We start from the raw sequence: 14798 nt of genomic DNA, 5'->3' as shown, positions 1-14798 counted from the left end.
TCTCATTGGACATTAAAAACTATCCTAAAAGTGCTGATTGGTAGAAAAATACTGTTTGGCATTTTTTTTGCTTGTTGTGTTTTTAGTGAAAGTGAAATAATCTTCAATATTAACGATAGTAAGTTGATTATAGCGGTAATTAAGGCATATCTTTAGTAGGTAAACCTTAATTAACGTTTGAAGGTTGTTTATTGTATTTATTAATTGGCTTAAGTATGAATCTAAAAATAGGGATATGAATGAATAAGTATATAAAAATAATGGGTCTGACTCTTGCGTCTGCCGTTGCGGGTTTGAATGTTGCTCATGCTGGTACAATCGAAGATGTTAAAGCTCGAGGTCATGTTGAGTGTGGTGTTAGTACGGGCACAACCCCTGGTTTTGCTTATCTGAATAAAGATAATACATGGCAAGGGTTAGATGTTGATACCTGTCGGATGGTTGCAGCTGCAATATTCGGCGATGCGAATAAAGTCGTATTCAATCCACTTGAATCTAAAGAACGATTCACTGCGTTGCAATCGGGTGATATTGACCTGCTATCTCGAGTAACCACTTGGACGCTTTCTCGTGATACAAAGTTGGCTTTTGATTTTGCTGCGGTTAACTATTACGATGGCCAAGGCTTTATTGTTAATGCTAAATTAGGGTTGAAATCTGCTAAAGAATTAGGTGGTGCAACTATCTGTACTCAAAGTGGTACATCTTCGGAGCTTAATATTGCTGACTTCTTCAAGGCTAATTCATTAAAATATAATCCCGTTGTTTTTGAAAAATCCTCGGAAGCAAGAGCAGCATTCTTTAGTGGTCGCTGTGATGCGTTCAGTTCAGATGCTTCGTGGTTAGCTGCATTAAGAATCCAAGCGCCTAATTCAGATAACTTTGAAGTATTACCCGATATTATTTCTAAAGAGCCATTAGGGCCGCTTGTTCGTCATGGCGACAGTAAATGGGAAGATATTGTTTCATGGGCTTTCTATGCATCAGTTGAAGGCGAAGAGCTTGGTTTGACGTCGGAAAATATCGATAAAATTCGTGCTACAACGACAAATCCATCGATTAAACGTTTCCTCGGTGTTGAAGGAAATAATGGTGAGATGTTGGGCGTTAAAAAAGATTATGCTTATCAAATAATTAAACAAATTGGTAACTATGGTCAAGTTTTTGATCGTAATGTTGGTAAAGATTCAATATTAAAATTACCACGAGGTTTAAACGCATTATGGTCTGATGGCGGTATGCAGTACGCTCCTCCTGCTCGTTAAATTATTCTGTTGTTCAATAACAAACCATCTATTTAATGGACGTATGGCGAGAGGTATATGTCCATTATTATTTTTATAACAATTTAGCAATAAGAGACGGTCTATGAATAGACGTACCTATGGTCTTATTCTGCAGTTAGTTACATTGACTGTGGTGGCATGCTTTGCATACTTTCTATTTCAGACGACGAGTTATAATTTAGCCAAAGCTCAGATTACCACTGGATTTGGTTTTCTTAGTCAACCCTCTGGTTTTGATATCGGTTTTTCATTTATACCTTATGATTCAAGTGATACCTACCTTCGCGTTTTTATTGTTGGTGTGTTAAATACGCTTTTTGTTTCGGTCGTTTCCATTTTCTTTTGTACTCTTATCGGTTTTGTCTTTGGCGTTGCACAACTTTCCTCGAATAAATTGACTGTTTTTATGGCTAAGCTGTATGTTGAATCGGTTCGGAATGTACCTCTCTTGCTTCATATTGTTTTTTGGTATTTTATAATTTTACATTTATTTCCTTCTGTGTCTGATAGTTGGAAGTTTCTTGATATGACCTACATCAATCAGCGAGGGCTTTATCTTCCTCATGTTGATTTTGTGATGGAGAGGGCTAGCACATTATTTTTAAGTCTGGCTATTGTGTGTTCGTTAGTTTGGTCAGTGAAAAAGAAAAAACAGTACTATGCACTAACTGGAAAACGAAAAAGTGTAATGCCTCTGGTATTTTTATTGACGGGAATGGCAGTAACTGGTCTTTGGTTTTTTAATTTTTTAAATATTGAAGTCGCGCTTCCTAACGCTGGTAAATTTAATATATCAGGCGGTATTAATATTGTTCCTGAATTATTTGCATTAGTCATCGGATTATCACTGTATCACGGTGCGTTTTTTGCGGAATATGTACGAGCAGGGCTTTTATCTGTAGATAAAGGGCAGACTGAAGCGGCCTATGCCTCGGGACTAACACCATGGCGAACGATGCGAGAAATTATTATCCCGCAAGCAATGAAAGTTATTATCCCCTCTTATATTAGTAATAATCTGAATATTTTTAAAAATTCCTCTTTGGGCGCTGCGATTGCATTTCCTGAGCTCGTTAATGTATTTTTAGGTACGTCTTTGAACCAAACCGGTAATGCCGTCGAAATCGTTTTAATGTCGATGTTATTTTATTTTTCAATCAGTATGATTATATCTATTACGCTAAATATTTATAACCGTCGCATACAGATAATCGAGCGTTAGGAATATATAATATGCGTGAGTTTTTCAAAAATCTTATTTCGTCACCAAGTAATATTATTCTCTCTTTATTTTGGATCCTGTTACTGTCTATTGTATTACCGCCATTTATCCAATGGGCTGTTTTAGATGCTGTCTTTGTTGCCGATAGTAGTGCTCAATGTAGCCGAGATGCGGCTTGTTGGGCATTTATTTATGCGCGCTTTGATGACTTTATTTTTGGTCGTTATCCTGATCCTGAAAGATGGCGAGTGGTTATTGGGTTATTACTACCGGTAATTTTATTTTTGGGCACTTTTGTTACGGCATCAAAATACAAAATTAAATATGCACTTTCTTGCCTTTTTATCTGTCCTATCGTCTCGTTTATCTTTTTTTATGGCGGGATCTTTTCCCTAGAGATTGTTGATACTCGATTATGGGGCGGGCTTTTTCTAACTATTGTTATTGCGTCAAGTTCTATTGCGTTTGCGCTGCCCATTGGCATTATTTTAGCGTTAGGTCGACGCTCAAGTTATCCCGTTATTTCGATTTTATCTATCACCTTTATTGAAGTATCAAGGTCGATACCAATGATTACGGTACTATTTGTGGCATCGATTATGTTCCCATTTTTCGTCCCCGAAGGCGTGGAAGTTGATAAGTTACTTCGTACTATTATTGCAGTGACCTTGTTTGCCGGTGCTTATATGGCGGAAGTTATCCGAGGTGGATTACAGGCAGTTCCAAAGGGGCAGTACGAAGCATCTACGGCAATGGGTCACGGTTATTGGCAAGTTTTTGGATTGGTTATCTTGCCACAAGCCCTAAAGATTTCGATTCCCGGTATTGTTAATCTCTTTATTGGATTTTTTAAAGATACAACATTGGTTTTGGTGATTGGGTTATTTGACTTACTTAATATGGTTAGTACAACAACCGCTGATCCCGAGTGGTTTGGATATGCAATTGAAGGATATATTTTTGTTGGTTTTGTTTTCTTTGTATTTTGTTTTTCAATGGGAACATATTCAAAAAAACTCGAAAAGAAATTGAGCGATAAAATTAATAAGTAAGGAATAAATAAATGAATTTTAACCACGATGAAAATGACTTACTTTCGGTTAAAGGGCTTAATAAATACTATGCTAATTTTCATGCACTAAAAAATGTTGATATTACTGTTAAAAAAGGTGAAATCGTTGTTATATGTGGGCCATCTGGTTCTGGAAAATCGACATTAATTCGTTGTGTTAATCACCTTGAAGAGCCTAATGCAGGTGAAGTTGTATTCAATGGCACTTTGGTTAAAAATGTCGAAAAGGAGCTTCAAAAATTACGTCGACGGGTTTGTATGGTTTTTCAAAATTTTAATTTATACCCGCACCTTACCGTGTTAGAAAATTGCACACTTGCGCCTATTTGGGTTCAAAATAGAACTCGTGTTGAAGCCGAAGAGTCTGCATTATTGCATTTAAAACGCGTTAAAATTCCTGAACAAGCACATAAATATCCAAATCAACTTTCTGGTGGACAGCAACAAAGGGTTGCGATTGCGCGTGCATTAACCATGGAGCCCGAATTAATTTTATTTGATGAGCCAACCTCGGCTCTTGATCCTGAAATGGTAAAAGAAGTGTTAGATGTGATGATTGAATTGGCTAAATCGGGACAGAGTATGATTTGTGTAACCCATGAAATGGGATTTGCTAAGCAAGCTGCGGATCGGGTGATATTTATGGCTGAGGGTGAAATTATTGAAGAAGGGTCACCAAGTGCATTTTTTGAAAATCCCAAGACCGAACGAGCGCGTGATTTTTTATCGCATTTAATGTGAGCCAGTATTTGAAAATTCAGAAATAAGTATATTGTTAATTAAATAGGGGAAAACATGATCAAGTGTATTATCTTCGACTGTGACGGTACGTTAGTTGATAGTGAGTTTCTTTGTAATCTTGCATTAGAAATAAAATTGAAAGATTACGGCGTTAAAGCTTATGCAACTGAGTTGGTGGATCGCTTTCGAGGTGTGAAATTGACTGCTATTCTCAAGGCAATGGAAACTGAGCATCATATTGTGCTCGCAGAGAATTTTGAAGCCTCTTATCGTTCGCTTGTTAATGAATTATTTGAAGCCCGTTTAAAAGCCTGCGAAGGCGTACATGATATGTTAGACGAGTTAGTAGATTATCCTAAATGTGTAGCCTCAAGTGGCCCGCTTAATAAAATAAACAAAGCCCTCTCTATTACTGACTTATCTGACTATTTTAATGACAATATATATAGTGCCCATGAAGTTAAGTCGTGGAAACCTGATCCCGGTTTATTTTTACATGCTGCGAAAGCGATGGGCTTTACTCCCGACGAATGTTTGGTCGTGGAGGACAGTGAAGTGGGGATCACAGCTGCCAAGTCAGCTGGAATGAAAGCTATTTTATATGACCCTCATAAAATACATGACCCTGAATTATCGCAGGATGTTATTTATCATATGAATGAGCTTAAGCAGGTCATTAAGTCATTCTAACGAGGCTAATAGCATTTGAATGGCAACTTTTAATAAGGGAAATTGTTGCCAGTTTTTGCTTTATCAATTCTACTCTTAATTACTAACATAATCGTCAAATGACAATAAAATTAAAATTTTTTGCTATTCAGCCTTGAAAAGCCTTCTTACAACCCCATCTTATTTTCATCGTTTAAACAAAGTCTAATTTATTAAGACGAACCCAAAGAGAAAGAAATATTATGGAAAAGCAAAAAAATCATAGCTTTAGTGCTGATACCGGTAAACTTCTTAAATTAATGATCCATTCTTTATATTCAAATAAAGAGATTTTCCTGCGTGAGCTAGTGTCTAACGCTGCAGATGCTGCAGATAAATTACGTTTTAAAGCATTATCTGACGGTTCTCTTTTTGAAAATGATGCAAATTTGCGTGTGCGTTTAAGCTTCGATGAAGAGCTTAAAACAATTACTATTAGTGATAATGGTATTGGTATGACGCAAGAAGAAGTGATTAATCACTTAGGTACGATTGCAAAATCAGGTACAAGTGACTTCTTTGAGCAACTTTCTGGTGACCAAGTTAAAGACTCTCAACTAATCGGTCAATTTGGTGTTGGTTTCTACTCTGCATTTATTGTTGCTGATAAAGTAACGGTTAATACTCGTAAAGCGGGTGAACCTGCTAACTCTGCAACGCGTTGGGAATCAACAGGTGAAGCAGATTACACCGTTGAAAGTATTGAAAAAGAAGGTCGTGGTACTGAAATTATTTTACATCTTCGTGATGAAGAAGCTGAATTCTTAAATGATTACAAGCTACGTTCAGTTGTGTCTAAATACTCTGATCATATCAGCATTCCAGTTGAGATGTTTAAGGCACCAACGGAAGAGTCTGAAGGTCCTGACGGTGAAAAAATTCCAGCGACACCGGGTGAATGGGAGTCTGTAAATAAAGCAACTGCACTTTGGAGTTGTGATAAAAGTGAATTGACCGATGAGCAGTATCAAGAATTCTACAAACATATTGCGAATGACTTTGAAAACCCATTAACGTGGAGCCATAACAAAGTTGAAGGTAAACAAGAATATACAAGTCTTCTTTATATTCCAAAACGTGCACCTTTTGATCTATGGAATCGCGAAAAAGCACACGGTTTAAAACTTTACGTTCAACGTGTATTTATTATGGATGACGCAGAACAGTTCATGCCTACTTATCTACGTTTCGTTAAAGGTGTGTTGGATTCAAATGATCTTCCATTAAACGTTTCTCGTGAAATTTTACAAGATACCAACGTAACATCAACACTACGTAGTGCATGTACTAAACGTGCATTGTCTATGTTGACTAAATTTGCGAGCAAAAACGAAGAAGAATACAACGCATTCTGGAAAGAGTTCGGTCAAGTGCTTAAAGAAGGCCCAGCTGAAGATGCGGGTAACAAAGAGAAAATTGCTAAGCTACTACGTTTCTCTTCAACTGAAACAGATTCTGCGGAACAAACCGTTTCTTTAGACGCTTACATCGGTCGTATGGCTGAAGGCCAAGATAAAATTTACTACATCACTGCCGATAGTTTTAATGCCGCTAAAAATAGTCCGCACTTAGAAGTATTACGTAAGAAAGGTGTTGAAGTTTTACTATTAAGTGATCGTGTTGATGAATGGCTATTAAGTCATCTTCCAGAATACGATGGTAAAGCATTTACATCTGTTACCCAAGGCGACCTTGATTTAGGTAAACTTGATACAGAAGAAGATAAAAAAGAACAAGAAAAACAAGAAACTGAATTTGCTAGCTTCATTGAACGTGTAAAAGAAGTATTAGGTGATAAAGTGAAAGATGTTCGTTTAACACATCGTTTAACTTCTACACCGTCTTGTATTGTTGCAGATAGCGATGATATGAGTACACAAATGGCTAAATTAATGGCGCAAATGGGACAACCTGTTCCTGATAGCAAACCTATTTTTGAGCTTAACCCTGAGCACGTAATGATTACTAAGCTTGCAGATATGGCTGACGAAGAGTTATTTGGACAGTGGGCTGAGTTGCTATTAGAACAAGCAATTCTATCTGAAAAAGGTAGTCTAGATGATCCATCTGAGTTCGTTGGACGCATCAATAAACTGTTACTTGGTTAATAAATCATACAAATAGTAAAAAAGGTCAGCCGATGCTGGCCTTTTTTGTTTGTAGCCTTGAGATATAGGCCATAAAAGTGTAAATTTCCCCCTCGTTTATAAACATTAACAAAGGACGCAACAATGCGCATTATCTTATTAGGTGCTCCAGGCGCTGGTAAAGGCACGCAAGCTCAATTCATGATGGACAAGTACGATATCCCACAAATCTCAACCGGTGATATGTTACGTGCAGCAGCGAAAGCGGGTACTGAACTAGGTTTAAAAGCAAAAGAGTTAATGGATGCAGGGCAACTTGTTTCTGATGAATTAATTATTGGTTTAGTAAAAGAACGTATTGCGCAGCCTGATTGTGCAAAAGGTTTTTTACTTGACGGCTTCCCACGTACTATTCCTCAAGCTGATGCAATGAAAGCGGCGGGTGTGATTGTTGATTTCGTATTAGAATTTGATGTGCCAGATGAAGAAATTGTAAAACGCATGGCTGGTCGTCGTGTTCATCCTGGTTCTGGTCGTACTTATCATATCGTTTACAATCCACCTAAAGTTGAAGGTAAAGATGATGTAACGGGTGATGATCTTGCTATTCGTCCAGATGACGAAGAAGCGACCGTACGCAAGCGTTTAGATATTTATCACGCACAAACTGAGCCATTGGTTGCTTACTATCAAAATGAAGCTGCACAGGGCAATGGTGCACACCATAAATTTGATGGTACAAAATCAGTTGATGTTATCAGTGCAGAATTAGCAGAAATTCTTGGTTAATATGCATAGTTAAATGATAGAAGAGGCGATAAGCCTCTTTTTTTTTGCTTTAAAATTTATTCAATCATAAAGATCGCATTTCAATAAAAGGCTATTGTTTAGCAGGTTAAGAATCTCCTTATTTTAGCTAAACTCTCGAAAATACGTTCACTTTTTAATTCATTATAAATTCCAATTGCCTATTGCTAACCATTTTTTAATCAAGCATTAAATATCATTAATACCTTGAATGTTGGCATTTATTTACTTTGGTTGTATTGTGACACCTATAGACGGCATTATATTGTCAGGTATTGCCCGTGTTAATATCGATAAATGGCCGAGTTTTACTATATGAAACCATTTAGATGAAGCCATTTGGCGAGGTGAAAAAGGGAGTTGATGAATTGGCCAACGAGATTAGTGTTTAAATATGAAGCACAGAATATGGTTAATTTAATTTTGAAATAGTAGCCAAAGTCACTAATAATTCGTCATAATGTTAGTTATTAGGTAATTGATCTGATGGAAAATTTATTACGTAATCATGATTATGGACAGCTAGTCGAATCGTCTTCACAAGAGTTTTAGGTTGTAATAAGAGAAAATAAAAATGGAAAAAAAAAGTGCAGTTTTATTAGTTAATTTAGGTACGCCTGAACAACCCACAACACAAAGTGTTCGATCATTTTTACGCGATTTTTTATCGGATAAAAGGGTGGTTGATCTTGCTCGTATTATTTGGATACCTATTCTTTATTTGGCCATTTTGCCGATACGTTCAAAACGTGTCGCTAAGCTTTATAAAAGTATTTGGTTTGAAAATGAATCTCCGCTTCGTTTTTATACGCGTTCGCAAAGTGCTAAATTAGCAGCACAACTTGAACAGCAAAATATTCGTGTTGATTATGCGATGACCTATGGTGAACCTGCCATTGACGCGAAAATTAAAGAGTTTACGGCGCAGGGGATTACAGATTTAACGGTATTACCACTTTATCCGCAATACAGTGTATCAACGACTGCGGCAGTCTTTGATCAGGTCAGTGCGGCTTATCAAAAACAGGTTAACTTTCCGGCATTAAATTTTATACATGATTATCATGATCATCCGCTTTATATTGCTGCACTGGTCACCTCGATTAAAGCATTTTGGAATGAAAATGGGCGTAGTGAGTGTCTTCTTTTTTCTTTCCATGGTATTCCCAAGCGCTATGTTAGTTTGGGAGATGTTTATCAACAACACTGTGAGCGCACGGTTGCATTATTAGTTGCTGAATTGGGGTTAATGGAGCAACAATACCGTCTGTGTTATCAGTCGCGTGTTGGTCGTGAAGAATGGCTTAAACCTTATCTCGATGAAACCTTACCCAAGATTGCTAAGGCTGGTGTACGCTCTGTGGATGTAATTAGTCCTGCTTTTGCCTGTGACTGTATTGAAACCCTTGAAGAGTTAGCCATGGAAAATAAAGAATTGTTTTTAGAAAATGGTGGAAAACAATACCATTATATTCCATGCTTAAATGATAATGATGCTCATATTGAGTTATTTAAAACATTAGTTATGGAAAAATAATTAGTTTATAGCGAGGGATAATTTGGATTTAAAACATGTTTGTTTATTGATATTGCTAGCGGTTTTTGTGAGTGGTTGTTCGAGTAGCCGTTCAACAGACTATCAAGGTGATCCGATCAAAGCCTTTGATAGTAGTGCTGTGGAGACGGTCGAAGATCTTTTTTATGGGTTTCTTATTAAAGATTATTTATATTGGAAAGGCACACCGTATCGTCTAGGTGGAAACAGCAAAAAAGGCATTGATTGTTCTGCATTAGTACAAAACATTTTTAAAAACAGTTTTAAAATCAATATTCCCCGCACGACTAATAGTCAGGTTAAATTGGGCAAATATGTCGATCGAGATGACTTACAAGTTTCCGATTTAGTCTTCTTTAAAACAGGGTGGCAAGTGCGCCATGTTGGTATTTATATGGGCGATAATGAGTTTTTACACGCCTCTGTCAGTAAAGGCGTGATGATATCTTCCTTAGATAATGTTTATTGGAAAAGTAAATATTGGCAATCTCGTCGCCTGATTGATTAGTTATTTTTTCTTATGCTTCCATTCACTTTATATCTTCTAAAGCAAGGCGAATAAAGCCTTGGTGCTTCTCTAATTGCTGGCTTGCTGAGTCGGCATCTAATCCGGTTAATAACATCAAAATAGCGGTTTTACAGTGATTATTAGCTTTATTTAAGGCTGTCTCTGCTTGTATTTCATCGCATCCTGTTGCTTCTATTACAATGTTTTTTTGGCGTACTAATAATTTACTATTTGTCGCTTGGACATCCACCATTAAATTTCCAAATACTTTACCACTGCGGATCATTGCCCCGGTTGAAATCATATTCAGTACTAATTTTTGCGCGCTACCTGCTTTCATTCTAGAGGAGCCGGTGACAATTTCTGGCCCTACAATGGGCGTGATGCTAATGTTTGCTAATGTGCCCATTGGACTATTCGGATTACAGCTTATGGATGCGACGATCGCGCCTTGTGATAGAGCATACTCCATTGCAGCCAGTACGTAAGGCGTCCGCCCACTTGCTGCGATACCAACAAGCACATCGTGTTTATTGAAATTAATGGATTGAACATCTTTGATAGCGAGTTCGCGATTGTCTTCTGCATTTTCAACGGCCTGTAAAATAGCTTGATGGCCACCCGCAATTAATCCAACTACCTGATTAGTAGAGACACCGAAAGTAGGGGGGCATTCACTTGCATCTAAGATTCCAAGGCGTCCTGAGGTACCTGCACCACAATAAATAAGACGTCCCCCATTTTGGAATGCATTTGCTGCTGCATCGACTGCAAGGGCTATTTCTGGGAGTGTTTTTTCGACAGCTAGTGCCACTTTCTTATCTTCGTTATTGATCACTTTTAACATATCGTAGGTGGATAACATATCGATGTTTTCACTTTCGGGGTTACGATTTTCTGTTACTAGCTTCGTTAAATCTATGTGCATGTTTTTCTAGACCGCCTTTTTAGTAGTTAGCCGGATTATAACTATATTTAACTTGTTTTTCTTGGGTTAACTTTTGTAAATAATTTGTTGCAAATGATAACTATTACTATTATATTGTCGATAATTATTATCAAATGGAGTTAATATGTCAGTTAAACACCCTCTTCACCGTGCTGCTATTGCAGTGGCTTTAAGTTCTGTAAGCTTAGTTGCAGTTGCCTCTGAAGTTAATGTTTATTCATTACGCCAACCTTTTTTAATTGAACCCATCATGGACAAATTTACCGAAGAAACCGGTATTAAAGTTAATATTCTATTCGCTAAAAGTGGGTTAATTGAGCGCGTTAAGCGTGAAGGTGAATTATCACCGGCTGATGTTGTATTAACCGTTGATATTAGTCGTTTGGCACAACTTGAAAATGAAGGCCTAACGCAAGCGGTAGACAGTAAAGTACTAACTGAAAATATACCAAGCCAATATCGTGATCCTGATCAGCAATGGTTTGCATTAACGACGCGTGTTCGTAGTATTTATTCATCGGCCGATAGAGTGGGTCCCGTTGCTAATATTACCTATCAAGATTTGGCAACGCCTGAGTTTAAAGGTACGCTTTGTACACGTTCTGGTAAGCATCCTTATAATGTATCACTAGTTGCATCTATTATTGCTCATGATGGTGAAGCTGCTGCCAAAACGTGGTTAGAAGGTGTTAAAAATAATCTTGCACGGAAACCACAGGGTAATGACCGAGCACAGGTTAAAGCTATTAAAGATGGACTATGTGATTATTCATTAGGTAATAGTTATTACTTAGGAAAAATGTTAGCTGATCCTAAACAGGTTTCTTGGGCTGAAGCGGTTAATATTAACTTCCCAAATCAACAAACTACGGGCGCACACGTGAATGTGAGTGGTGTGGTATTGGCTAAATATGCACCGCATAAAGAAGACGCAATTAAGCTGATGGAGTTTTTATCAGGTGATGTTGCACAAAAAATGTATGCCGAAGTTAATTATGAATACCCAGTTAATGCAAGTGTGCAGCCTTCTAAGCTAGTTGCTTCATGGGGGGATTTTAAAGCGGATAGCATTGCGTTGTCAGATATCGCAGCACAACATAAAACAGCAATTAAATTATTAGATGAAGTGAAATTTGATCTTTAAGTTTCAACCATACAAGTTACTCCCTTGGGGGGTAACTTGTATCCTGCTTATGCCTATCATTGCACTTGTATTTAGTGCATTTGAAATGGATCAATCGGGCAGTTTTCAACACCTGTTGGAAACGGTTTTATTGACTTACAGCCTCAATACGTTATTACTCATCATTGGGGTTGTTTTTTTTAGTTTTGTTTTTGCATTACCCGTTGCATGGTTTGTTGCCTGTTGTGATTTTCCAACACGTAAAATTCTACAATGGGCGTTAATGCTTCCCCTTGCTCTTCCTCCCTATATTGTTGCCATTGTTTATACTGACTTACTTGACTATAGCGGACCCATACAGCAGTTTTTGCGTAAGTTAATGGGCTGGCAGCATTATTCTGATTATTTTTTTCCGGATATACGTAGCTTATTCGGTGCGATATTAATTTTAAGTTTGGCCCTTTATCCTTACCTTTATTTGTTATTACGGGGCGCCTTTTTAGGACAATCGGGGGAATTATTTCAAGCTGCACGCAGTTTAGGTCTTTCACCTATCAGAGCATTTATTAAGGTGTCATTGCCCTTATCGCGATCAGCAACTGCCGTTGGTTTATCGTTAATCGCAATGGAAAGTTTAGGGGATTTTGCGACGGTTAATTATTTTGCTGTGAACACTTTGACGACCGGTGTTTATGATACGTGGTTAGAATTGGGCAGTTTAAATACCGCCGCTAAAATTTCGTCATTGATGTTATTAATCCTCGTCATATTGATTACCTTGGAAAACTACAGTCGCCGACAATTAAAAGTGTATCAAGGAAAGGGGGCAACACAGACTGAATTGGGGTTTGTTTTGTTAGGATGGAAAAAATATGCGGTGTTATTCTACGCATGGGGACTGTTATTTTTTGCCTTTCTATTACCTATTTTAACGCTGTTATATTATGCCTATCATTATTTTGAGCAATCATTAAATCAATCGTTATGGTTGTTCTCATTGAACAGTGTTTGGTTGGCGGTTATCGTGGCATTTTTAGGGGTGATCATTGCATTAATTGTTAATTTTTATCACCGCCTATCTCCTGGCATTTTCGCTAAAATGACCATTCGATTATCTTCTTTGGGTTATGCGATACCAGGAACCGTTGTTGCTATAGCGGTATTAATTCCCTTTACGTCCCTCGATATTGGACTAAACCGTTGGCTGGTCGAACATTCATTTTCTCGTGTCGGTTTATTGTTTTCCGGGAGCTTATTTATTTTAGTGATGGCCTATTTAGTACGTTTTAGCGCAATCGCAGTGGGTAGTATTGATAGTAGCTTAAACCAAGTTTCTCCGTCATTGGACCATGCTGCTCGCTCTCTTGGTTTAAGCCCTGCAAAAACCATTCGTCGTGTTAATTTGCCGTTAATTCGTAAGGGGATGTTAACTGCATTTATTTTAGTCTTTATCGAGGCCATGAAAGAGTTGCCAACTGCATTATTATTACGTCCTTTTAATTTTGAAACTTTGGCGACCTATGTGTATCAGTTTGTGTCCGATGAAATGATTGAACTCGCTGCATTGCCTGCTTTAATTATTGTTTTAATGGGGCTTTTACCTTTTATTATTGTTAACCGTTTAATGGAAAAGGAGCGTTAATGAGCGCGCTAACTATTCAAGATCTAAGTTGTTTTTATCAAAAAAATCAAGTGCTTGATAGTTTAGATTTTGAACTTGAAAAAGATCAAATTATTTGTCTATTAGGTGAGAGTGGGTGTGGCAAAACGACATTATTAAAAGCCATTGCAGGATTACAAAAACACCTTAAAGGCCATATTAGTATTAATAAACGCAATGTTTATCATGAGACAGTAAACTTACCGGCAGAAGCTCGTAAAGTTGGTTTTATTTTTCAAGATTATGCCTTGTTTCCACATCTTAATGTATTCGACAATATCGCTTTTTCACTTTATAAAAAAAATAAACATGAACAAAAATTACAGGTCAACGAATTACTCAAATTAGTCCAGTTAGCAGGGTATGGTAGTCGTTATCCACACCAGTTATCTGGTGGTCAACAGCAACGTGTCGCCATTGCCCGTGCATTAGCTTATCAACCCGATTTAATGTTATTAGATGAACCATTTTCTAATCTTGATCATCATGTTCGTTTCCAGTTGATCGATGAAATACGGCTGTTGTTTAAAGAACAAAAGATGAGCGCTCTTTTTGTGACGCACTCCAAGGAAGAAGGGTTTGCTTTTGCAGATAAAATTGCATTAATGCAAGCGGGAAAAATTGTCCAAATTGGTGAGCCTGCTGCCCTATATAATTATCCAATTTCTAAGTATGTCGCTGATTTTATGGGGCGTAGTAATTACCTTGAAATCACTCCCCTTGATAAAGGACTATATCAATCGGATTTTGGCCTATTGAATTGCAATAATGAGGTTGGGTCTATAGCTGGGGAGCGCTGTTCTTTATTATTAAGGCCAGAACAAATCATAATGGATGTTTCTGATAATGGCGTCGGAATAGTTAAAAAAGTTGATTTCCTAGGATCATTTCAATATATGACAGTGACTTATTTGCAACATGATTATTGTATTAAACAGACGTCGCAATCTTTGATTAAAGTGGGGGAGCGCGTTGAATTGTCGATTTTAGACCATGACTTTGTGATTTTTCAGGAAAGTAAATAAAACCTCAAGCTGCATCGTGCACCTTGAGGTTGAATTAAAGACCGAGAGTATTGGT

The 14798-nt window shown here is 37.5% G+C and carries 13 protein-coding genes; 12 read left to right on the top strand and 1 reads right to left on the bottom strand.

The window, feature by feature from the left end:
* Positions 1 to 239 precede the first annotated feature (239 nt).
* The 9 genes from ACR30L_RS14625 to ACR30L_RS14585 all read left to right on the top strand — a co-directional run bounded on the left by ACR30L_RS14625 (position 240) and on the right by ACR30L_RS14585 (position 9986).
* The gene (locus ACR30L_RS14625; RefSeq protein WP_435234981.1) at positions 240 to 1265 is read left to right on the top strand and encodes an amino acid ABC transporter substrate-binding protein; all 1026 of its coding nucleotides are present in this window, start codon (positions 240 to 242) and stop codon (positions 1263 to 1265) included.
* A 103-nt stretch (positions 1266 to 1368) separates the two neighbouring features.
* On the top strand, positions 1369 to 2508 hold the full coding sequence (locus ACR30L_RS14620; RefSeq protein WP_435234980.1) for an amino acid ABC transporter permease: 1140 nt from the start codon (positions 1369 to 1371) through the stop codon (positions 2506 to 2508).
* A gap of 11 nt (positions 2509 to 2519) precedes the next feature.
* Positions 2520 to 3560, top strand: coding sequence for an amino acid ABC transporter permease (locus tag ACR30L_RS14615; protein ID WP_435234979.1), 1041 nt, complete (start codon positions 2520 to 2522; stop codon positions 3558 to 3560).
* An 11-nt stretch (positions 3561 to 3571) separates the two neighbouring features.
* Entirely contained in the window at positions 3572 to 4321 is a 750-nt protein-coding gene (locus ACR30L_RS14610) for an amino acid ABC transporter ATP-binding protein (RefSeq protein ID WP_435234978.1), read from the top strand.
* A 54-nt stretch (positions 4322 to 4375) separates the two neighbouring features.
* Positions 4376 to 5011, top strand: a complete 636-nt coding sequence (locus ACR30L_RS14605; RefSeq protein ID WP_435234977.1) for an HAD family hydrolase — start codon at positions 4376 to 4378, stop codon at positions 5009 to 5011.
* Positions 5012 to 5232: 221 nt separating this feature from the next.
* Positions 5233 to 7137, top strand: coding sequence for a molecular chaperone HtpG (gene htpG / locus ACR30L_RS14600; RefSeq protein ID WP_435234976.1), 1905 nt, complete (start codon positions 5233 to 5235; stop codon positions 7135 to 7137).
* Between the two features lie 123 nt (positions 7138 to 7260).
* Positions 7261 to 7905, top strand: coding sequence for an adenylate kinase (adk, locus tag ACR30L_RS14595; RefSeq protein ID WP_435234975.1), 645 nt, complete (start codon positions 7261 to 7263; stop codon positions 7903 to 7905).
* Between the two features lie 592 nt (positions 7906 to 8497).
* Positions 8498 to 9460, top strand: coding sequence for a ferrochelatase (gene hemH, locus ACR30L_RS14590; RefSeq protein WP_435234974.1), 963 nt, complete (start codon positions 8498 to 8500; stop codon positions 9458 to 9460).
* A 22-nt stretch (positions 9461 to 9482) separates the two neighbouring features.
* Complete coding sequence (locus ACR30L_RS14585) at positions 9483 to 9986, top strand: NlpC/P60 family protein (RefSeq protein ID WP_435234973.1); 504 nt, start codon at positions 9483 to 9485, stop codon at positions 9984 to 9986.
* A gap of 22 nt (positions 9987 to 10008) precedes the next feature.
* Here ACR30L_RS14585 and murQ read toward each other — a convergent pair whose 3' ends face one another.
* Positions 10009 to 10914 carry an N-acetylmuramic acid 6-phosphate etherase gene (gene murQ / locus ACR30L_RS14580; RefSeq protein ID WP_435234972.1) on the bottom strand — a complete coding sequence of 302 codons (906 nt, stop codon included), beginning with the start codon at positions 10912 to 10914 and terminating at the stop codon, positions 10009 to 10011.
* A 145-nt stretch (positions 10915 to 11059) separates the two neighbouring features.
* Between murQ and ACR30L_RS14575 the strand changes: the two genes are divergently transcribed.
* From ACR30L_RS14575 to ACR30L_RS14565, 3 genes are read left to right on the top strand one after another with little or no spacing between them, the layout of a single operon-like run.
* Complete coding sequence (locus ACR30L_RS14575; protein ID WP_435234971.1) at positions 11060 to 12079, top strand: Fe(3+) ABC transporter substrate-binding protein; 1020 nt, start codon at positions 11060 to 11062, stop codon at positions 12077 to 12079.
* A gap of 49 nt (positions 12080 to 12128) precedes the next feature.
* Positions 12129 to 13700 (top strand): ABC transporter permease, encoded by a 1572-nt coding sequence (locus ACR30L_RS14570; RefSeq protein WP_435234970.1) that lies wholly within the window; start codon positions 12129 to 12131, stop codon positions 13698 to 13700.
* The gene (locus ACR30L_RS14565; RefSeq protein ID WP_435234969.1) at positions 13700 to 14743 is read left to right on the top strand and encodes an ABC transporter ATP-binding protein; all 1044 of its coding nucleotides are present in this window, start codon (positions 13700 to 13702) and stop codon (positions 14741 to 14743) included. Before ACR30L_RS14570 ends, ACR30L_RS14565 begins: the two co-directional genes overlap by 1 nt.
* Positions 14744 to 14798 lie beyond the last annotated feature (55 nt).

The organism is Psychromonas saccharinae (assembly GCF_051201515.1).
Lineage (GTDB): Bacteria > Pseudomonadota > Gammaproteobacteria > Enterobacterales > Psychromonadaceae > Psychromonas.
Note: the sequence above shows the minus strand (reverse complement) of the source record. Positions and strands in the feature narration are given on the sequence as shown.

What these genes read in the sequence shown, in the direction of transcription:
- ACR30L_RS14625 (WP_435234981.1), top strand. Translation starts at nt 240, where the DNA reads ATGAATAAGTATATAAAAATAATGGGTCTGACTCTTGCGTCTGCCGTT.
- ACR30L_RS14620 (WP_435234980.1), top strand. Translation starts at nt 1,369, where the DNA reads ATGAATAGACGTACCTATGGTCTTATTCTGCAGTTAGTTACATTGACT.
- ACR30L_RS14615 (WP_435234979.1), top strand. Translation starts at nt 2,520, where the DNA reads ATGCGTGAGTTTTTCAAAAATCTTATTTCGTCACCAAGTAATATTATT.
- ACR30L_RS14610 (WP_435234978.1), top strand. Translation starts at nt 3,572, where the DNA reads ATGAATTTTAACCACGATGAAAATGACTTACTTTCGGTTAAAGGGCTT.
- ACR30L_RS14605 (WP_435234977.1), top strand. Translation starts at nt 4,376, where the DNA reads ATGATCAAGTGTATTATCTTCGACTGTGACGGTACGTTAGTTGATAGT.
- htpG (WP_435234976.1), top strand. Translation starts at nt 5,233, where the DNA reads ATGGAAAAGCAAAAAAATCATAGCTTTAGTGCTGATACCGGTAAACTT.
- adk (WP_435234975.1), top strand. Translation starts at nt 7,261, where the DNA reads ATGCGCATTATCTTATTAGGTGCTCCAGGCGCTGGTAAAGGCACGCAA.
- hemH (WP_435234974.1), top strand. Translation starts at nt 8,498, where the DNA reads ATGGAAAAAAAAAGTGCAGTTTTATTAGTTAATTTAGGTACGCCTGAA.
- murQ (WP_435234972.1), bottom strand. Translation starts at nt 10,914, where the DNA reads ATGCACATAGATTTAACGAAGCTAGTAACAGAAAATCGTAACCCCGAA.
- ACR30L_RS14575 (WP_435234971.1), top strand. Translation starts at nt 11,060, where the DNA reads ATGTCAGTTAAACACCCTCTTCACCGTGCTGCTATTGCAGTGGCTTTA.
- ACR30L_RS14570 (WP_435234970.1), top strand. Translation starts at nt 12,129, where the DNA reads ATGCCTATCATTGCACTTGTATTTAGTGCATTTGAAATGGATCAATCG.
- ACR30L_RS14565 (WP_435234969.1), top strand. Translation starts at nt 13,700, where the DNA reads ATGAGCGCGCTAACTATTCAAGATCTAAGTTGTTTTTATCAAAAAAAT.